The sequence below is a fragment of the Brevundimonas sp. genome (assembly GCF_965279155.1).
Lineage (GTDB): Bacteria > Pseudomonadota > Alphaproteobacteria > Caulobacterales > Caulobacteraceae > Brevundimonas.
This window is the reverse complement of the sequence record NZ_OZ257138.1, coordinates 958,405-978,500: the sequence shown is the minus strand read 5'-3', so window position 1 is coordinate 978,500 and position 20,096 is coordinate 958,405. Positions and strand designations below refer to the sequence as shown.

The 20,096-nt window shown below is 67.8% G+C and carries 11 protein-coding genes; 5 read left to right on the top strand and 6 right to left on the bottom strand.

Features of this window, described 5'->3' with window-relative positions:
• The first annotated feature begins 76 nt into the window (after window positions 1-76).
• The 3 genes from ACQY72_RS04780 (at window position 77) to ACQY72_RS04770 (ending at window position 6,956) form a co-directional block, all read left to right on the top strand.
• A complete protein-coding gene (locus ACQY72_RS04780) occupies window positions 77-1,726 on the top strand; it encodes a DUF5597 domain-containing protein (RefSeq protein WP_428156119.1) in 1,650 nt (549 codons plus the stop codon).
• Window positions 1,727-1,758: 32 nt separating this feature from the next.
• Window positions 1,759-4,695 (top strand): TIM-barrel domain-containing protein, encoded by a 2,937-nt coding sequence (locus tag ACQY72_RS04775; RefSeq protein WP_428156118.1) that lies wholly within the window; start codon window positions 1,759-1,761, stop codon window positions 4,693-4,695.
• Window positions 4,696-4,991: 296 nt separating this feature from the next.
• On the top strand, window positions 4,992-6,956 hold the full coding sequence (locus ACQY72_RS04770) for a sialate O-acetylesterase (RefSeq protein WP_428156117.1): 1,965 nt from the start codon (window positions 4,992-4,994) through the stop codon (window positions 6,954-6,956).
• Here the strand turns inward: ACQY72_RS04770 and ACQY72_RS04765 are convergent, their stop codons facing one another.
• Genes ACQY72_RS04765 through ACQY72_RS04755 form a run of 3 tightly spaced genes read right to left on the bottom strand, consistent with a single transcriptional unit; the run spans window position 6,957 to window position 11,495 of the window.
• Window positions 6,957-7,586 carry a hypothetical protein gene (locus tag ACQY72_RS04765; RefSeq protein WP_428156116.1) on the bottom strand — a complete coding sequence of 210 codons (630 nt, stop codon included), beginning with the start codon at window positions 7,584-7,586 and terminating at the stop codon, window positions 6,957-6,959.
• Window positions 7,587-7,620: 34 nt separating this feature from the next.
• A complete protein-coding gene (locus ACQY72_RS04760; RefSeq protein WP_428156115.1) occupies window positions 7,621-9,243 on the bottom strand; it encodes an alpha-L-fucosidase in 1,623 nt (540 codons plus the stop codon).
• The gene (locus ACQY72_RS04755) at window positions 9,240-11,495 is read right to left on the bottom strand and encodes a WD40/YVTN/BNR-like repeat-containing protein (protein ID WP_428156114.1); all 2,256 of its coding nucleotides are present in this window, start codon (window positions 11,493-11,495) and stop codon (window positions 9,240-9,242) included. Before ACQY72_RS04755 ends, ACQY72_RS04760 begins: the two co-directional genes overlap by 4 nt.
• Window positions 11,496-11,797: 302 nt before the next feature.
• On the opposite strand from ACQY72_RS04755, the gene ACQY72_RS04750 reads away from it, so the two are divergent.
• Window positions 11,798-14,353, top strand: a complete 2,556-nt coding sequence (locus tag ACQY72_RS04750; RefSeq protein ID WP_428156113.1) for a glycoside hydrolase family 3 protein — start codon at window positions 11,798-11,800, stop codon at window positions 14,351-14,353.
• A 26-nt stretch (window positions 14,354-14,379) separates the two neighbouring features.
• Entirely contained in the window at window positions 14,380-15,684 is a 1,305-nt protein-coding gene (locus ACQY72_RS04745; RefSeq protein WP_428156112.1) for a cation:proton antiporter, read from the top strand.
• A 3-nt stretch (window positions 15,685-15,687) separates the two neighbouring features.
• Here ACQY72_RS04745 and ACQY72_RS04740 read toward each other — a convergent pair whose 3' ends face one another.
• The 3 genes from ACQY72_RS04740 to ACQY72_RS04730 form a co-directional block, all read right to left on the bottom strand.
• On the bottom strand, window positions 15,688-16,419 hold the full coding sequence (locus ACQY72_RS04740) for a response regulator transcription factor (RefSeq protein WP_428156111.1): 732 nt from the start codon (window positions 16,417-16,419) through the stop codon (window positions 15,688-15,690).
• Window positions 16,420-16,541: 122 nt separating this feature from the next.
• The gene (locus tag ACQY72_RS04735) at window positions 16,542-17,414 is read right to left on the bottom strand and encodes a hypothetical protein (RefSeq protein WP_428156110.1); all 873 of its coding nucleotides are present in this window, start codon (window positions 17,412-17,414) and stop codon (window positions 16,542-16,544) included.
• A 64-nt stretch (window positions 17,415-17,478) separates the two neighbouring features.
• Window positions 17,479-20,088, bottom strand: coding sequence for a fimbria/pilus outer membrane usher protein (locus ACQY72_RS04730; protein WP_428156109.1), 2,610 nt, complete (start codon window positions 20,086-20,088; stop codon window positions 17,479-17,481).
• Window positions 20,089-20,096: the final 8 nt, after the last annotated feature.

The window sequence follows — 20,096 nt, the reverse complement described above, 5'->3', positions numbered from 1 at the left end:
ACTGACCTAACCTAGACCGGGCGTCGTCGTCAGCGGCGGCGCCCGATTTCGTTTCGGGACAACGCAAGGGATGCCCATGACCCGCAACCGCATGCTCAAGGCCTGCACGGCCGGCCTGGCCATCGCCGCAACGCTCGCTGCCGCCGGCGCCGCCTTCGCCGCCGAGCCCATCCCCCAGTTCGTGACCCGCGACGGCCGTCATGCCTTGATGGTCGATGGCGCGCCCTTCACCATCCTGGGCGGACAGGTCAATAACTCGTCCAACTATCCCGCGCCTTTGGCCCAGGCCTGGCCGGCGCTGCGCTACATGGGCGTCAACACGGTCCAGATCCCGCTCGGCTGGGAACAGATCGAGCCGGAGGAGGGGCGTTTCGACTTCTCCTTCGTCGATCACGCCATCGAACAGGCCCGCGCCAACGACATGCGTGTCGTCTTCCTGTGGTTCGCCACCTGGAAGAACACGGCCCCTGCCTATGCCCCCGCCTGGGTCAAGCTGAACCCCGAACGCTTCCCGCACCTGATCGAAAAGAGCGGCAAGGAAAGCTACGCCCTGTCGCCCTACGGCGCCGAGACGATGGCCTCCGACGCCCGCGCCTTCGCCGCCCTGATGCGTCACATCCGTCAGGTGGACGAGCGCGAACGCACGGTCATCATGGTCCAGCCAGAGAACGAGGTCGGCACCTATGGCCCGGTGCGCGACTATTCGCCCGTCGCCCGCGCCGCCTTCGACGGCCCCGTGCCCCAGGCCCTGCTGGACCGCACCGGCAAGGCGCCGGGCACATGGTCCGCCGTGTTCGGCAAGGACGCGGACGAGTTCTTCCACGCCTGGTCCATCGGCCATTACGTCGGCGTGGTCGCCGCGGCCGGCAAGGCGGAATATCCGCTGCCGATGTATGTCAACGCCGCCCTGCGCGACCCGACGAACCACCAGGATCCCGCCACCTATGCCTCCGGCGGTCCGACCTGGAATGTGATCGAGGTCTGGCAGGCCGCGGCCCCGTCCATCGATTTCCTGTCTCCCGACATCTACACGCGCAAGTCCGGCGAATACGAAGCCCATCTGGATCGCTACACCCGCCCCGACAACGCCCTGTTCGTCGCCGAGACCGGCAGCGACACCCAGTATGCCCGTTATCTGATGGAGACCCTGGGCCGCGGCGGCATCGGCTTTTCGCCGTTCGGCATCGATTACACCGGCTATTCCAACTATCCGCTGGGCGCCAAGGAGATCACCGAAAAGACGCTGGAGCCCTTCCGCGACCTCTATCGCCTGATCGGCCCGTGGCAGCGGACCTGGGCGCGTCTGGCCTTCGAGGGCAAGGTCTGGGGCGCCGCCGAGCCGGACGACCGCAAGCCCGAGGTCATCGACCTGGGCGACTGGACCGCCACCACCGGCTACCAGCGCTGGCAGTTCGGCACGACCAATCAGCCCATCGATCCGAACGACGTGCCCGCCGCCTCGGCCCTGCCGAACGGCGCCATCGCCATCGCCGAGATCGAGCCGGGTCAGTTCATTCTGGCCGGCCACCGCATCCGCATCGACTTCGCCGCCAAGCCTTCGACCGACGGCAAGCGCCGCATGGTGCTGCGGGTCGAGGAAGGCCATTTCGACGACGCCGGCAAATGGGTGTTCGAACGCATCTGGAACGGCGACCAGGTCGATTACGGCCTGAACTTCTCCACCGACCGGCCGCAGCTGCTGCGCGTCGTCACCGCCACCTACTGAACCCCTGAATAAGTAAAAAGCGAGCGCCCGCCATGATCCCGACCCTCGCCCGCCGCCTGTTCCTGGCCGCCCTGATGACCGCTCCCCTGGCCGCCTGCGCGGGGCAGGGCCTGATGAACGGCGCCTCCGCCGGCGCCATCCAGCAGGCGGCGTTCGAACGCACCGCCAGCGGCATCGTCGTCACTCCGGCCGAGGGCTCCGCCCGCCGCGTTCGTCTGGAGGTCTATGGCCCCGAGACCATCCGCGTCACCGCGACCGAGAACGCCGACCTTGAACTGCCCGCCAGCCTGATGGTCACGGCCCAGCCGTCGACCACCACTCCGTTCCAGGTCGAGACGCGCGGCGACGTGGTGCTGCTGAAGACCGCCGAGGCCACGGCCGAGGTCTCGCGCGAGACCGGCGCCGTCCGCTTCCTCGACGAGAACGGCCAGGAGGTGTTGAAGGAACGCCCCGGCAGCCGCGAGCTCAGCCCCGTCACCGTCGAGGACCAGAAGGGCGACCACCGCTTCCTGGCCACGCGCCAGGTTTGGGAAAGCCCCGCCGACGAGGCCTTCTACGGCCTGGGCCAGCACCAGCAGGGCGTGATGAACTATAAGGGTCACGACGTTCAGCTGGCCCAGCACAATATCGACGTGGGCATTCCGCTGGTCGTTTCCAGCCGCAACTACGGCGTCCTGTGGGACAACAACTCCATCACCCGCTTCGGCGACCCGCGCCCCTACGGCATGATCGCCGACCAGTTCATCGTCCGCGACGCCACGGGCCGGTTCGGGGGCCTCACCGCCAGCTACTATCAGAACGACCAGCTGAAGGTTCAGCGCCAGGAGACCGAGGTGAACTACGAGTTCATCCGCGAATGGTCGCGCTGGCCCGAGGGGCTCAAGTCGCAACCGGGCCAGCCGGTCCAGACCGGCGACATGGGCAAGCCCGGCCAGGCCGGCGTCAAGGTCGTCTGGGAAGGCACGCTGGAGACCGCGACGGCCGGCCTGCACAAGTTCCGCCTCTATTCGTCCGGCTATGTGAAGGTCTGGATCGACGGCCAGATGGTCGAGGATAACTGGCGCCAGAACTGGAACCCGTTCGACCACGACTTCCAGGTCCAGATGGCCGCCGACGCCCGCGTGCCGATCAAGATCGAGTGGATCCCCGAGGACGGCTATATCTCGCTGCGTCACCAGGACCCGCTGCCCGCCGCCGACCAGGGCGCGCTCAGCTTGGCTTCCGAAGTCGGCACGGCCATCGACTACTACTATATCGGCGGCGACAACCTGGACGGCGTCATCTCCAACTACCGCGGCCTGACCGGCAAGTCGGTCATGCTGCCCCGCTGGGCCTACGGTTTCTGGCAGAGCCGCCAGCGCTACAACACCCAGGCCGAGGTGGTGGACACGGTGCGCCGCTATCGCGAGCTGGGCCTGCCGATCGACAACGTCGTTCAGGACTGGTTCTACTGGCCCGAGAACGCCTGGGGCTCGCACCAGTTCGACCCCGCGCGCTTCCCGAACCCGACCCAGATGGTCAAGGACGTTCACGACATGAACGCCAACATCATCATTTCGGTCTGGCCGAAATTCTATCCGACGACCGACCACTACAAGCAGCTGGACGCCATCGGCGGCATGTACACCCGCAACGTCGATGTCGGCGCGCGCGACTGGGTCGGCCCCGGCTATGCGAACAGCTTCTACGACCCCTATCTACCCGCCGCCCGCGACCTGTACTGGAAGCAGATGTCCGACAGCTTCAAGGGTATGGGCTTCGACGGCTGGTGGCTGGATTCGGTGGAACCGGACATGCACTCCAATCTCGACATCCCCGAGCGGACCCTGCGCATGGGACCGACGGCCATCGGTCCGGGCGCCTATGTCTTCAACTCCTATCCGCTGATCAACGCCGAGAACGTCTACAACAACTTCCGGCGCGAGCAGGGCGACGAGCGGACCTATATCCTGACCCGCTCGGCCTGGGGCGGCCTGCAACGCACCGGCTCGACCCTGTGGTCGGGCGACGTGGTGGCGCGCTGGGACAATCTGAAGGACCAGATCTCGGCGGGCGTGAACACCGGCCTGTCGGGCCTGGCCAACTGGACCCACGACATCGGCGGCTTCTCGGTCGAGAGCCGCTATTCCAACCCCGCCGGCATGAAGCCCGAGGACAAGGCCGAGTGGGACGAGTTGAACCTGCGCTGGTTCCAGTTCGGCGCCTTCTCTCCCGTCTTCCGCTCGCACGGCGAGTTCCCGCTGCGCGAGGTCTATAATCTGGCCCAGCCCGGCACGCCGATGTACGACGCCTATGCCGAGCAGATGCGCACCCGCTACCGCCTCATGCCCTACATCTACAGCGTGGCGGGCGACGTCTATCAGCGCGACGGCACCATCATGCGCGGCCTGGTCATGGACTTCCCGTCCGACCTGAAGGCGCGCGACATCAACGACCAGTATCTGTTCGGCCGCGCCCTGCTTGTCGCGCCGGTGACGCAATACAAGGCGCGCAGCCGCCCGGTCTATTTCCCGCAAGGTGCCGACTGGTACGACATGCTGACGGGCCAGAAATACGCGGGCGGCCGCTCGGTCACGGTCCAGGCCGCGGTCGACAAGATCCCCGTCTTCGTCCGCGCCGGCTCCATCCTGCCCACCGGCCCGGCGATCCAGTATACGGCCGAGAAGCTGGACGGCCCGCTGACCCTGGTGATCTACACCGGCGCGAACGGGACCTTCTCCCTCTATGAGGATCAGGGCACGACCTACGCCTATGAGCGTGGCGAGTTCTCCAACATCCCCATGACCTGGAACGATGCGACCGGCGTCCTGACCATCGGGGCGCGCACGGGGTCGTATCCCACCATGCCGGCGAACCGCACCATCAATGTGCGCTTCGTCAGCGGACCGGGCGCCGATGTGGGTGACTTCGACGCCGCGCCGGCCAGGACCATCCAGTACGATGGACAGGCGGTCGAGGTTCGCCGCTAGGGACCACGCGAGCATTGACATCTGACATGATGTCGATGCTCAACCCCTTGTCTTCGAATGTATTTTCTAAAAGATCGGGTCTTCTTCCATACAGGGCGCCGAGCTGCCTTATAATCGCGGCTCGGTCTTTGATATCGCCAGCCCCCGATCCTTGCGAAGTTGGACTCGTTGGACTGTTTTTTCGTTGGACAGTCCAAGTCTGCGGCGAAATTGCACCTTCTTGCACTTTGCACTCGTTTTTGGGGTGCAGTGCAGTTTCGGACCCTCCGCCTGAGGCGGAACATCAGGAGGCGCATATGCGCTCGTTCTTGCTCGCCGCCGTCGCCATGGGCGTCCTCGCCACCGCCGCTCCAGCCCTGGCACAGACGCCGGCTACCGCCCCCCTGTTCGACGCCATGTTCCAGGACCACGCCGTCCTGCAACGCGGTCGCCCGGTCAATGTGTGGGGCAGGGCGGCGCCCGGCGCCGCCGTCTCGGTCAGCCTCGGCCAGACCCAGGTCCAGGCGACGGCCGGCCCCGACGGCGCCTGGCGCGCCGCTCTGCCGACCCTGACCGCCGGCGGCCCCTATGTCCTGACGGCCCAGTCGGGCGGCGCGACCCAGACCCTGTCGGACGTCATGGTCGGCGATGTCTGGCTGTGCTCGGGCCAGTCGAACATGGAGTTCGCCGTTCGCCAGGCGACAAATGCCGACAGCGAGATCGCCAACGCCAACGACGCCAAGATCCGCCTGTTCCTGGTCGGCCGCTCCAGCCTGCCGGCGCCGTCATCGACCCCGCATTCAGTCGGCCAGTGGCGCACGACCAGCCCGCAAAGCGTGCGCGACTTCTCGGCCGCCTGTTATTTCATGGGCCGGGATCTGCGCCGCACCGAAGACGTGCCTGTCGGCCTGATCGCGGCCTCCTGGGGCGGGTCGATTATCGAGGACTGGCTCAGCCGCGACGCCATGGAAAAGCTGGGCGGCCATCAGGAGGCGCTTAACGCCCTGGATGCCTATGCCCGCGATCCGTCCCAGGGCGACGCCATCTGGCGTCAGGTCACGCAAGTCTGGTGGACCGCCAACGACCCCGGCACGAAGCAGGGCTGGCATCTGCCGCGCACCAATGACGCCGACTGGGCGCCCATCCCGGCCGAGGGCTTCTGGGAATCCACCGTGCCGGGCCTCGCCACCTTCGACGGCATCGTCTGGCTGCGCAAGGACGTCGAACTGACCGCCGCCCAGGCCCGCCACGCCGCGACGCTTGAGCTGGGTCCGGTGGACGACGCCGACGTGACCTGGGTCAATGGCGAATATGTCGGCGGCCAACAGGGCTGGGACACGCCGCGCACCTACGCCATTCCGGCCGGCACGCTGAAGGCCGGCCGCAACCTGATCGCGGTCGGGGTGCTGGACACCAACGGCGGCGGCGGTGCCTGGGGACCGGCGGCGAACAAGCGGCTGGTGCTGGCGGACGGCACGGCCGTCGCCCTGTCCTCGGGCTGGCGTCACCGCGTCGCCGCGCCCCTGGGCGACCTGCCCAATCCGCCGCGTACCCCCTGGATCGGCGGCAGCGGCACGACCACCCTCTACAACGGCATGATCGCACCCCTGGGCGCCTACGGCCTGAAGGGCATGGCCTGGTATCAGGGCGAATCGAACATCGGCGATTATGTCGGCTATCGCCGCCTGCTGCCGGCCCTGTTCGCCGACTGGCGCGCCCGGTTCGAAAACCCCGAGATGCGGATGCTGGTGGTGCAACTGGCGAACTTCGGTCCCGCCGCCGTCCAGCCGACCAACTCCTCTTGGGCCGCCCTGCGCGAGAGCCAGCGCACTGTGGTCAATGCCGATCCTCTGGCGGGCCTTGCCGTCGCCATCGACATCGGCGACCGCTACGACATCCACCCGACCAACAAGCTGGAGGTCGGCCGCCGCCTGGCGCTGGAGGCCCGTCGCCTCGACGGCCCGGCCCAGCCCGTCTCGCCCCAGCCCGTCTCGCCCCAGCCGATCGCCGTGACCCGCGCCGCCGACGGCGTCCACATCCGCTACGCCGCCTCGGCTCGGCTGGTCGCCTATGGCTCGAACCGCCCGGTCGGTTTCGAGCTGTGCGGGGCCGCTGACGCCTGCCGCTTCGTCGATGCGGCCTTAGCGGGGAACGACGTCGTGCTCGCTTCGGCAATGGCGACCGACCTCAAGGTTCGCTTCTGCTGGGCCGACAGCCCGGTCTGCAACCTCTACGGCCCCGCCGGTCTCCCGGCGGTTCCGTTCGAGGCCGAGATCCGCTGATCAGGGGTTCTGGGGCAGACGCGCCCGGTCGTAGTCGGGACCGAAGTCGAACAACAGCGCCGGACCCAGCTCCAGCGTATGCACGGCCTGGCCCATCTGCAGGATGATGCTGCTCTGGCCCGCCGCGACATCCTTGGCCGCGACGCCCGAGGCGTAAAGCATCGTCCACGCCTCGCCGACGGCGACGTTGCCGGCCTGGGCCAGGGCGACCTTCGGCTCGCCTTGCGCCTCCAGCAGGATGACGGGCATCCGGGTTTCGGTCTGGCCCTCGGGCAGCCTGCTCGCGCGGACCCAGACGCCCAGCAGCAGCACATCGCCCGCCTTGATGGCCCCGCTGTTGGGCATGACGGCTCCGACCGACCAGGGATCGCCCGCCTGTTTGACGTCGATGGTCAGGGCCTTGCCGCCCGTCACGCCCTGCGCGTCATGCGGCGTCGGATTGGGCGTCAGGCCCCAGGTGCTCCAGTTCTGCACGAAGGGCAAGTTGATCAGCTTGTCGATCATGGTGGACCGGGCCGCCGGCGCAGGCGTGGCGCTTGCCGCTGGCTCGGTCTGGGCCGGCGCCGTCTGGGTCAGCGCGGGCGTCCCAAGCATCAGGCCGATGCTCAGGGCGATGGACAGGGTCTTCATGGCGTTTTTTCCTCCCGTTTTCGCCTTGTGAAATTCAGACCAGACCCGCGCCCCTCAGCCGCACGGCGGGCGCGGTGGCCACGGGCCGCTCGGCCGGCAGGTCGATGACCAGGCCCTCGGCCGTCTGGCGGAAGGGCAGGGCGCCGCCGCCCAGCAGTTCGACCGCCTCGACGCGGCCCGCCTGCGGGTTCAGCGCGCGCACCACCATCTTCTGGTCCTGCGGCCAGTCCAGCGCGAAGGCGTAGAGGACGTCGCCTTTGGTGGTGAAGCGGATGTCCTGGCCGGTCCACGGCCGCGCCGCGCCCTCGCCGTGCATGCCGCCCACGACCGCCGTCGGCCCCTCGCCATAGATGCGCCAGGGCCGGGTGTCGAAGATGGCCTCGCCGTTGACGGTCATCCAGGCGGCGATGTCCGTCAGGATCTGGCGCTCGTCGCTGTCGATCGACCCGTCGCCGCGCTGGGGGATGTTCAGCATCAGATTGCCGTTCTTGGAGACGACATCCACCAGCCGCTGCACCACGCTGTGGGCCGGGACATAGTAGTGGCCGGTGAAGCGGGCGCGGTTGTAGTGCCAGTCGCCGATACAGGTGTCGGTCTGCCACGGCTCGGGCTTCAGGCTGTCCGAGAAGCCGCGCTCGACCGTCTCGGTGATTCCCTTGCGCTGGCGGTCGTCCAGCCGCTTGCCGTTAACGACCGGCAGTTCGCCGCGCCATTCCAGCGAGGCGTTGTAATATTCCGCCGTCGCCTCCAGCCCATACCGCCCCAGCGGCAGGCCGTAGTTGTCGAAATAGACCATGTCCGGCTTGTATTTGGTGATCAGGTCGCGCTGCCGCGCTACCCAGGACCGCACGAAGGCCGGGTTGTTGGCGGGCGGCGTCTCGATCCACTGACCGTCGCGCGCATCGTGCCAGGCGTTCATCTCGGCGATGGAGCCGATCCCCTCCGGCGGGGCGAAGGTCGGGCCGGTGTAAAGCTCCTGCGGGTCCAACCCATCCCACCACTTGCCGGCGCCGTCCGCCCTGGTTAGCCGCGCGGCGTCATAACGCACGCCCTTCAGCGGCCCCTCGGCGTCATAGCCATAGGCCGTCTGCCACCAGTGCCAGGCGTGGGCCGCATGGTTCGACACGGCGAACCGCAGGCCCCGCGCCCGAACCGCCTTCTCCCAGGTGCCGACGATGTCGCGCTTGGGCCCGACCCGCATCACGTTCCAGTCGTGATGGGCGCTGTCGAACAGGTCCAGATTGTCGTGGTGGTTGGCCATCGACATGATGTAGCGGGCGCCCGCCGCCTGATAGAGGTCCAGCAGACCCTCGGGATCCCACTGGTCGCCCTTCCACTGGTCGATGAACTCCATGAAGCCGAACCGGCTGGGATGGCCGTAGGTCGCGACGTGGTGGTCGTAGAAGGGGTTGCCCTGGATATACATCTGGCGGCCGTACCAGTCGCCGAACTCCGGCACGCATTGCGGCCCCCAGTGCGACCAGATACCGAACTTGGCGTCCCGGAACCAGTCCGGCGTCTTGTAGCCTGCGGCCAGGCTGTCCCAGGTCGGCTTGAACGGCCCAGCCGCCGTCGTCGCGCCCGGCGTCGTGGCGCACGCGCCCAGCATCGAGGCCGAGGCGCCGGCGCCCAGAAGTCCGCGTCGCGACAGGTTCATGCCGGTTCTCCATAGACGACGCCGCGCCCGTCGGTGGCCACATAGACGCGGCCGAAGACGCGGGAATCGCCCGCGATGGCGCGGAAACGGCGCCCATACTCATGTTGGTCGTCATTGACCCGTACCCAGGCCCGGCCCCGGTCGTCGGACCGGAAGACGCCGCGCACATCTCCCTGCGTGCCGATGGCGAACAGGGCGGGATAGGTCGAGCCGGCGGGCGGCTTGCCGAAGTCCATCATCTCGACGCTCAAGCCCCTGTCGATCCTGTCGAACCGCTGACCCCCGTCGCGGCTGTTGTAGAGGCCGCTGCGCGACACGAACCACAGGTCGCCCTCGTGGTTGGGCGTCGCCTTCAGCGGGAAGGCGACCTCGCGCCAGGTCGGCCGGTCCTCGGCGCTGGTCGCGGGCAGGCCGGTCGACGGCACGGCGGCGAAGCTCTCGGCCCCGTCCACGCTGACGTACCAGGCGCCGGTGCGGAAATCCAAGGCGTAGAACAGCATCGGATCCTTGCGATCCGCCACAGGTCTCAACAGCATCGGCAGGCCCGCACAGGCCTTCCACGTCGCGCCGCGATCCCGCGACCAGACGACCTGCGGCGTGGCCAGAACGAAGGTCGATCCGTCCGCCGATACGGTGATCGGCGCGTCGCGATAAAGGTCCATGCGGGGATTGTCGGCGACCACCGGCGTCTGGCCCGAGGCTGGCCGGGGACGGCCCAGCGGCTTCCAACTCAGCCCCGCGTCGTCGGACCAGGCCAGGGTCGAACCGTCGTGACCTTGCGAGGCCACGCCCTCGTGCGGCGTGCCGCTGCGCACCACGATGTCGGGGGCGGCGCCCGCATAGTCGATCTGGTTGGTGTTGGCGAAGACCGGGGTGGTGAACTGGCGTTGCGGCGAGCGGCTCAGGTCCTCGTGAGCGAAGCCGGAGATGTCGCCGAACCCGGTCAGCAACTGCGGTCCCTTCGGCGGACTGACCAGTGTGATGACGGCCGTCTGTTCGATCCCCTCGACCCAGGGCGTCCAGTCGGTCGGCTTGCGGTCGTCGGCGGCGGACAGGTTTCGCGTCTCGTAGACGGTGGCCCCGGTGGCGTAGACCAGCCGGTCGCTGTCGAACGGATCCAGCGCCAGAGCCGCGATCCACCAGCCGAAGTCCGGCCGTTCGTTGCCCCAGTTCAGATAGGGGGTCGCGCTGACGTCGTGCCGCGCCCTTTCCCGCAGGCTGGTCCAGTTTCGTCCATCGTCGGTGCTGCGCCAGATCGTGTCGCCGGGCTGCCAGCGGTTCAGGGTCGAGACCATGATCACGCCCGGCCGCTTGCGATCCAGCGCCACTCCCATGAAGCCGCCGGACGGGCGGGGCGGGGTGATGTCGCTCCAGGCGCCGGTATTCGTATCCAGCCGCCAGACCGCGCCGTCCGTCACCCCGTTCGGGCCGATGCCCAGGGTGCAGGTGACATAGAGGACGCCCCGGTCGTCCAGCTCGGCCTTGGCCGCCGACAGTTCGGCGCGCGGCCCGCCCTCGACCAGTCGCCAGGTTCGCCCGGCGTCGTCCGAGCGATAGAGGGCATGTTCGTGCGGATCGGCGACGCCGACGAACAGCGTCCGCGACGGCTGACCCCTCTGGCCGCTGCGGGGATCGAAGACCACGAAGCTGAGCCCGCCGTGGGTGCTGCGGTCGGTGGGCGTGCCCAGCCCCTTCAAAGGAAAGGCCTCGACCTTGCCCCAGCTCTCGCCGCCGTCGGTCGAACGCTGCAGGCCGTCGTGGCGCGATCCGAAATAGAGGATGCGGTTGTCGTTGGGGTCGATGGCCAGCCGCTCGCCCAGGCCGCGTCCGTCCTCGTTGCCGCCCATGCGGAAGGGGACTTCGGTCCTGATCCAGGTCTCGCCCCGGTCGGAGGAGCGCAGCATGGCGCCGGGATCGGCCTTGTGAACACCGACCGCTGCATGGACGATGTTCGGATCGACAGGATCGGCGGCGATGCTCTCGATGCCGAAATCGCCGGCACGGGGGCTGGAATCCATCAACGGCGACCAGCGACCGGCGGCCGCATCGAACCGATAGGCCCCGCCCATGTCCGAGCGCGCATAGGCCAGACGGCGCTCGACGGGGCTGAAGACGATGCCGGGAATGAAGCCGCCCGCGCCAACCACGACGTTGCGCCAGACATAGGGCGCGGCGTCCTGCGCCCTGGCCTTGGAGGCCGTCGCCAGTCCGCCGACAGCAAACGCCAGCATACCGGCCGTGCGTCGTGTCACGCCTGTCGTCATCCCACCGTCTCTCCCTGGATCGGAGACGTTTTCCCGCCCCTCGATGTTAGCGCTAACGTGAGCAGTTGACATGATTGTCATAGGTGCATCAAGTTGCGTCTGTAAAAATCAGGGCGTCGGTCAACGACGTGTCGGGAGCGAACCTCGGGTTCAAACGGATTTCGCCGCTGTCGGCGCGTCGAGCGACGCCTGGATTTTTGCAGACCCTGAGCGAACTTCCGGTGCGACCTGCATGGTCGCGCCGGGTTTTTCGCCGCATAGTTTTCGCCGCCACACTGACGGACACCGACATGACCCTGCGTATTCCGACCTCGCGCCGTAGCGCCGTTTCCGCCCTTGCGCTGGGCGTCGCTCTCGCGACCGGCGCTTGCGCCGTGGCCACGGCCTCGACCCGTCCTGCGCCGGTTCAGGCCGTCACCGCCCAGGCCTCCATCGTCACCGACGCCACGCGCGCCCATCCGGCCCTGTGGCCGCACGCCGCATCGCCGGCCGCCATGACCGACGCGGCGACCGAGGCCTTCGTCACCGAACTGATGAGCCGGATGACGCTGGAGGAGAAGGTGGGTCAGACGATCCAGGCCGACATCGCCTCCATCAAGCCCGAAGACTTGCTGACCTATCCGCTGGGGTCGATCCTGGCGGGCGGCAACTCCTCGCCGGGCGGCGACGAGCGCGCCTCGGCCCAGAAGTGGGTCGAACTGGCCCAGGCCTTCCGCGCGGCAGCGGCCCAGCGTCCGGGCGCCAAGGTGCCGCTGATCTACGGCATCGACGCCGTCCACGGTCACAACAACATCGTCGGCGCCACCATCTTCCCGCACAACGTCGGCCTGGGCGCCGCGCGCGATCCCGATCTGATCCGCCGCATCGGCCAGGCGACCGCGCTGGAAGTCGCGGTGACCGGCGCCGACTGGACCTTCGGCCCGACCCTGGCCGTGCCACAGGACGACCGCTGGGGCCGCGCCTTCGAAGGCTATGCCGAGAACCCCGAGGTGGCCCAGAGCTACGCCGGTCCGATGACCTTGGGCCTGCAAGGCGCGCTGTCGGCCGACCATCCGCTGACCCCCGGCCATATCGCGGGTTCCGCCAAACACTTCCTGGCCGACGGCGGCACCACCGGCGGCAAGGACCAGGGGGACTTCGCCGGGACGGAGCAGGAGCTGATCCGCACCCACCTGTCCGGCTATCCCCAGGCCATCGACGCCGGCATCCTGTCGATCATGGCCAGCTTCTCCAGCTGGAACGGCGTCAAGCACACGGGTAACGAGACCCTGCTGACCGACGTGCTGCGCGGGCCGCTGGGCTTCGACGGCTTCGTGGTGTCGGACTGGAACGCCCAGGGCCAACTGCCGGGCTGCTCCAACGAAAGCTGCGCCCTGGCTTTCAACGCCGGCATCGACATGTTCATGGCGCCCGACAGCTGGAAGCCGCTGTACGAGAACACCCTGGCCCAGGCCAAGTCGGGCGAGATCCCGATGGCGCGGCTGGACGAGGCCGTGCGTCGCATCCTGCGGGCCAAGGTCAAGACCGGCCTGTTCGTCGACGCCCGTCCGGTCGAGGGTCATTTCAACGAGCTGGGCTCGCCCGCCCACCGCGCTCTGGCGCGCGAAGCGGTGCGCAAGTCACTGGTCCTGCTGAAGAACGAAGACTCGGTCCTGCCGATCCGCGCCGGTGCCCGGGTGTTGGTCGCCGGTCATGCCGACGACATCGGCCAGGCCTCGGGCGGCTGGACCCTGACGTGGCAGGGCACGGGCAACTCCAACGCCGACTTCCCCAACGGTCAGTCGATCTGGGGCGGCATTCAAGAAGCCGTCGCGGCCGGCGGCGGTCAGGCGATCCTCAGCGCGGACGGATCGTTCACCCAGAAGCCGGACGTCGCCATCGTCGTCTTCGGCGAGACCCCCTATGCCGAGTTCCAGGGCGACGTGGACACGCTGGACTTCTTGCCGACCGAACCGCTGGAGACGCTGAAGCGACTGAAGGCGGCTGGCATTCCGACCGTGTCGGTCTTCCTGTCGGGCCGCCCGATGTGGACCAACCCCGAGATCAACCAGTCCGACGCCTTCGTCGCCGCCTGGCTGCCGGGCACGGAAGGCGCAGGCGTCTCCGACGTTCTGATCGGCGATGCGGCCGGCAAGGCGCGCAACGAATTCACGGGCAAGCTGTCGTTCAGCTGGCCCAAGGACGCCAAGGGCGAGCCTCTGAACGTCGGTCAGCCCGGCTATGATCCGCAGTTCGCCTATGGCTACGGCCTCAGCTATGCCCACGGCGCCCGCGTCGGCGCCCTGTCCGAGGACAGCGGCGTGGTCGGCGAGATCGGCAGCCTGGATCGCTATTTCGTCGATGGCCGCTTCGTCGCCCCCTGGTCGCTGATGCTGCGCGACGCCGGCGGCGAGACGCGTCTGGGCATCGAAAGCACGGGCGCCAGCCCGCGCTCAGGCGTCACCGTCCGCTCCACCGACGGCGAGGGCCAGGAATCGGCCCGCGCCCTGACCTTCGGCGACATCGGTGGTCATGCCCTGATCGTGGCCAAGCCCGTCGATCTGACCCGCCAGGCCAATGGCGAGATGGCGATGGCCTTCCACTACCGCATCGACGCCCGTGCGCGTGGCCCGGTCTTCCTGACCCTGGGCAAGGGATCGGTGGATGTCAGCAGCCTGCTGAACGCCGCGCCGGTCGGGGAATGGCGCACGCTGAAAGTCTCGCTGTCCTGCCTGCAGGCTGCGGGCGCCGACCTGGCGGCCGTGGACGAACCCTGGGGCCTGCGCACCGACAAGGCCCTGGGCGTCACCGTCGAGGACATCCGTCTGGGCTCCAACGAGGGCGACGCGGTCTGTCCGACGCGCTAGGCATAGGTTGAGCGGGGGAAAGACGGATGACGAACGCAGAACTGAGCGTGGCCTTCTTCCTGCAGATGGCGGTGATCATCGCCGTCTGCCGCATCGTCGGCTGGCTGGCGAAACGCTACCTCGGCCAGCCTCAGGTGGTGGGCGAGATGATCGCCGGTGTGATCCTGGGTCCGTCGCTGTTCGGCCTGCTGGCGCCCGATCTTCAGGCGGCCCTGTTTCCGAAGGATTCGAAGTCGATCCTGTTCGTCGGCGCCCAGCTGGGCGTAGGCCTCTACATGTTCCTGGTCGGGCTGGGCTTCCAGCGCGATCACTTCAAGACGAACGCGAAGAGCGCGGCGGCCGTGTCGCTGGCGGGTATGGCCGCGCCCTTCCTGGTCGCCGTCGCCATCGCGCCCTGGCTGGTCAGCCAGGGGCTGTTCGGCGCGGGCATTCAGACCTGGCAGGCCATGCTGTTCATGGGCGCGGCCATCTCGATCACCGCCTTCCCCATGCTGGCGCGCATCATCCATGAGCGGGGCCTGAGCGGCACGCGGCTGGGCTCGCTGTCGCTGGCCGCCGGGGCCATCGACGACGCCGGCGCCTGGTGCGTCCTGGCCATCGTCCTGGCAAGCTTCGGCGACGGGCCTGTGGTGGCGATCAAGGCCATCGCCGGGGGCGGCGCCTTCGCCATCCTGATGCTGACGGTCGGACCCAAACTGCTGGCGCCGCTGGGCCGCATCGTCGAGCGGGAGGGACGGCTTAGCCCCACCGTGCTGGGGATCGTGCTGATCCTGTTCATGCTCAGCGCCTGGGCCATGGACGCGGTCGGCATCCACGCGGTCTTCGGCGGCTTCATCCTGGGCGTCGCCATGCCGCGCGGCCTGCTGAGCCAGGAGGTCAAGCGTCAACTGGAGCCGTTCGCGGTGCTGGTGCTGCTGCCGATGTTCTTCACCTTCTCGGGCCTGAACACCCAACTGACCATGGTCAACAGCCTGGGCCTGCTGGCGGTGACCGCCGTCATCCTGCTGGGCTCGATCCTGGCCAAGGGCGGGGCCTGCTGGGCCGCCGCGCGCCTGACGGGCCAGGACAACGCCACGGCCTTGGGCATCGGCGCCCTGATGAACGCCCGCGGCCTGATGGAGCTGATCATCATCAACATCGGCCTGCAGCGCGGCATCATCGGCCCGGCGCTGTTCTCGATCCTGGTGCTGATGGCCATCATCACCACCCTGATGGCCTCGCCCCTGTTCGAATGGGTCTATGGCAGGAAGGCCCGCGAACGGGGCGAACTGGGACAGGTCAACGAGGCGGACGATGCGCCGCCTGCGCGTCTCCAGCCGATCCAGCCCTGAGGTTCAGTTCGTCAGCTGGAAACTCAGTCTCAGGGCGCCGGTGATGCCCTTGACGCCCATGCGCATGCAGATGGCGCGCAGGTGGGCGCGGACGGTGTGGATCGACATGTCCATCTTGCGGCCGATGTCCTTGGGCGCCTCGCCCTGGGTCAAATGGGCCAGCACCGAGAGCTCGGCGCGGGTCAGGCCGAAGATGGCGCGCAGCGGCTCCATACCCTCGACCCCCATACAATGGGCGGGCCGCGCCGTTGCGAAGATGCGCCCGGCCGCATCCGGCGCCGTCGCCAGGTCCAGCAGGCACCAGGCGTCGTCGCCGGCGCGAAACAACAGACGGCCATGGGATTGGCGTCCTTCCAGCAGCCTTGTCGCCAGGGCGTCGAACTCGGTGCGATTTCGGTGGCTGGGACAGATGAAGGCCCCGCCGGCGCCTAGAACGCCCGAGGCGATCATGGCCTTCGCCTTGGCGTTGGCGCGCAGGACGCAGCCCTGAGGGTCCAAGACGAAACGCGCGATGGCGTCATGTTCGAACCAGGCGGTGCAGTCCGCATGGGTCAGGGATGTCGGGTTTCGGGCAGGCCTGAACGGCGTCACACGCTGTGTGAACTCCTCCTTCAGGATCGCCGTCGCGGCAAGGCCGTTTCGCCGCGGCGTCGCCGCCGCCATCTTCTGCTCGTACATTCGCGCCACCCAATGTTCGAAGACCGTCGAGACCAGGGATATGGCTGTCGGTCTCAAGCTTACGATCCGTAAGGGCCGGCTCCTCCAAGCATTTCGGCCCATCGCGTTAACTTGTTATCAGTTTGATGTTTAGGCCGTAATCGCCGCCATGGGCTAACTATAATGGGGTATGCCCGTCGTCAGTGGGGCGAAATGTCGATGGCGATTACGTCCTGATATCGCCCGGCCATCTGATCCCTGACCGTGCCCAGGGTGAACAACATCGGCAGCGACATGCCGGCGAGGGTGCGGGGAGGATCGACCTCCTTGGTCCACGGCGCCGTCAGATCGACCAGCGCCCCGTCCAGTTCGACCGCGTAGGCGACGCTGGATTCCGTCTCCACATCGCCCTGACGCCGCATCACGCCCCCATGTTCGGACTTGATCGAGATGACGGACGGCGAATTGGCGCGGACCTGGACGAAGATGCGCCGCGTCAGGCCGGTGGAGGCGTCGCCGAAATCCACCACCTCCACGCTGGAACCGGACCCGAAAGCGCCCGCGGCGCCGGCCAGATTCAGTTGCGCCCTGGGTGTGGAGACCAACTGCATACGCACCGGGATGGGGGCGAGCAGGGCGGTCCCATCGGCGTCCTTGACCAGCAGTTTCAGGTCGCTGGCGTAGGTTCCGGCGTCGGGCACGGCGTCCACGACGATGGCGACATCCATCTGGGCCTGACCTGTCGTCTTGCCGGCGAGTGTGTAGCGGAAGACCCCAGGCTCGACGTCGGAGGTTTGAAGCCCCGACGCTTCTCGCGGGCGAAACTGCACCCCCACGCCGCCCAGGGCCAAGCTGGAGACGGCCGCCCCGCCGTCGTCCACGAAGGATAGTCGCAACTCGCAGGCCTCGTCGCCTTGGTTCTTCAGGCCCAGGTCGATGGCGCCGCTGGACGGGCCGATGGCGAAGGGGTTGTAGTTGATGACCACCGTGCTGGGGCTCTGGGTCAATGCCAAGTCGCAGGCTCTCGCTTCAGACGCGGCCAGGGCCAGAACCGCCGCCAGGGCTAGTGACACAGCGAGCGTCAAAGTGTCGGACCAAGTCAGGGCTGGCGTCCTGCGGTTCCATAGCCCCTTGCGGCTACGGCGGCGGCTGAGACGTGCGGATTTCGCCGACATCGACTGTTCCTTCCACTTTCTCGGGAATGGTGAATTCGCCCACCACAGCGCCCTGGATCAGCAGGCGATAGCGACCGGGGGCCAGGCCGTCGGCGACGAATCGCCCGGAGCGGTTGGTGAAGAAGGGCTTGCCCTCCGCATCGGCCGGGGCGTCGACCGCCTGGATGACGCCGCCGGCCAGGGCGACCGGCCCGCTGGCGGACACCAGGACGCCGCGCGCGGTGCGCGACGCCTCGCTGCCGACGACGAAGCGATAGCCGTTGCCGAAGCCGGGGAAGATGTTGATGACGCCGCTGCCCAGATCATAGCCCTGGGGCAGGGGATCGGCCTCGATTTCGTATCGATTGACGCCGTAGCCGCGATCCAGGCCGACCAGCGCCGGACCCAGCCACCCGCTGTGCGCGACTGTATAGCCGCTGGAGTCCGTCAGGTTGATGCGTGACCGCGACAGGGTCGGGTGGGGCGTGGCGATGACGAAGCCTTCGCGGGCCGAACGTCCCACGCCGAACGCGCCGTCGGCATAGCCGATCATCGTCGACAGCCGCCATAGCGATTCCTGGCGGGTCGCGCCGCCCGGTTCCGACGACACCAGTCGGTTGGATACAAGCTCGGCGTCGAACCGATTGTTGATGTAGCGCAGGTCGGCCGTGACCGCTTGGTTGGTGCGATCCTGCGACAGCCGCACGTCGCCGCTCAGGTCGTTCAGACGACCCGATGAGGCGCGCGATACGCCCACCTCGCGGAAGTCCATGTCGCTGTTGTAGCGTGCAGTGCTGCTCCAACGTCCGCCGAAGCGCGAGGTCAGCGTCAGACCGAAGCGATCCTCGTCGCGACCGTCGTCCGTTGACCCTCTCTGCCAGGCCAGATTGACCGCGAACCGGCGGAAAGTGCGACCCAGCCCCAGGCTGTAATCGGTGCGGTCCTTGCGGTCGCGACCCTTCACGAAGGCGGCGCCGCCACTGATCGAATAGTCGCGAAAGCGAAGCAGCAGCCGCGCGGCGGCGCGCCACTTCTCGTTGTTGAAGGCGGACGGGTCGAAGGCGCTCTGAAAATAGCGGCTGGTCGCCTGGGCTGACGCCACCAGGCGCGCATCGGCATTCTTGCCCAGCGCGCTTTCGAGAAGATAATCGACCGAGGCGACATAGCCGTTCGTGCCGGTGTCGCCGTTATGGCTGGCGGCGCCGCTGATCTGGACCAGACCCAGCTTGGATCCCCACGTCGCCATTGCGCCGGCCTGGCCCTTGCGGTCGGCGATCTGGGCGTTGGCGCCGACCGTCAGAACGTCGGACAGGCCCTTGCGGACAAAGCCGCTGGCGGCCAGCGTAGAGCCGTACTGAAGATTTCCGCCTTCTTCCAGCACCCCCGCCGAAACGCCGAAATCCACCACGCCGCGATCCAGAAGACCGGCGCCGCCGAACAGGTCGAACACGGCGATCTCGCGCTGACCGTTGTCGTCCTCGACCAGCAGGCGAACCGTATTGGCGCCCTGTGCGAAAGGAAAATCGCCGATGGAATAGGGGCCGGCGTCTAGGCGGATCCGCTCCACCACCACGCCGTTGACCTCGACGACGACGAGGGCCGGGCGGTCGAGGATGAACTGGCGGCGGCCTGCAGGGCGCACGTTCTGGAACGGACGGATCGTGGAATAGGCCCGTGCCGCCGACACGCCCAGAAACCGCTGCGAGCCCTGGAAACTGTCGATGGGAGGCGCGAACTCGCCCGCGGTCAGACGCACGGCGGATTTGAAGATGTCCTTGGTCAGGCGGATTTCGCGCCGCTGCCAGCGGCCCTGGTCGTTGCTGCCGTCATAGTCGATGCCGGTGGTCAGGGTGACGCCGTCGAAGCCGCCGAAGTTGGCGAACATGTCGATCCCGCCCTGAAGCGGCGAAAATCGGCTTTCGGTATGGGAATAGAGCTGGGCCAGGGCGATGTTCGCGCCGGCCGAGAGGTTCGCCGGCTGATCGAAGGCGGCCGGGTCGATCACCGGGTTCTGGGAGAAGCCGACATCGCGCCGCGCCCGGCTTTCTGGTGTGGAGGTGGCCACGAAGGTCAGGGAGAGGGGATCGAAGGCCAGGGAGAAACCGTCGCTGGCCAGGTCCGCCATATTGACCTTGGTCTGGGTCGCGATCCGGCCTGACAGGGTGGTGAGGAGATCAGACCCGACCTGGGGCCGCAACAGGTCGAGCAGGGCTCTTGCGTCCACCAATCCCTGGCCCTGGCTATCGACCGCGCCGCTGATGTCGCCCAGATATTTGCCGTCCAAGGTCAGCGGCCCCTGGATCGGCGTGAAGACCGAGGACGGCCTGACCGAAGGAGACTGGTCCTGAGCGGGGGGCGCTGCGGATGGGGGCGGAGCCGGGGTGTCCGCAGCACCACCGGAGCCTTCGTTTCGCTCGATCGCGACGACGGCGGAATAGTCATGAGGCGCCGTCCGCATGACTTCGTCGGTCAACTGGATCGGCCCGGCGTGCGCCACGGTGGCCAGGCCGCCGCCCATGCAGGCGACGGCGCCGATGCGGCGGAATGCGGTTCGCGCGCAGGACCGCCCGCCCTTAAAGGACTTGCGGGCCATCGCCCGCC

Coding starts and splice junctions, on each gene's coding strand:
- ACQY72_RS04750 (WP_428156113.1), top strand. CDS start 11,798: ATGACCCTGCGTATTCCGACCTCGCGCCGTAGCGCCGTTTCCGCCCTT.
- ACQY72_RS04730 (WP_428156109.1), bottom strand. CDS start 20,088: ATGGCCCGCAAGTCCTTTAAGGGCGGGCGGTCCTGCGCGCGAACCGCA.
- ACQY72_RS04770 (WP_428156117.1), top strand. CDS start 4,992: ATGCGCTCGTTCTTGCTCGCCGCCGTCGCCATGGGCGTCCTCGCCACC.
- ACQY72_RS04745 (WP_428156112.1), top strand. CDS start 14,380: ATGACGAACGCAGAACTGAGCGTGGCCTTCTTCCTGCAGATGGCGGTG.
- ACQY72_RS04780 (WP_428156119.1), top strand. CDS start 77: ATGACCCGCAACCGCATGCTCAAGGCCTGCACGGCCGGCCTGGCCATC.
- ACQY72_RS04775 (WP_428156118.1), top strand. CDS start 1,759: ATGATCCCGACCCTCGCCCGCCGCCTGTTCCTGGCCGCCCTGATGACC.
- ACQY72_RS04765 (WP_428156116.1), bottom strand. CDS start 7,586: ATGAAGACCCTGTCCATCGCCCTGAGCATCGGCCTGATGCTTGGGACG.
- ACQY72_RS04760 (WP_428156115.1), bottom strand. CDS start 9,243: ATGAACCTGTCGCGACGCGGACTTCTGGGCGCCGGCGCCTCGGCCTCG.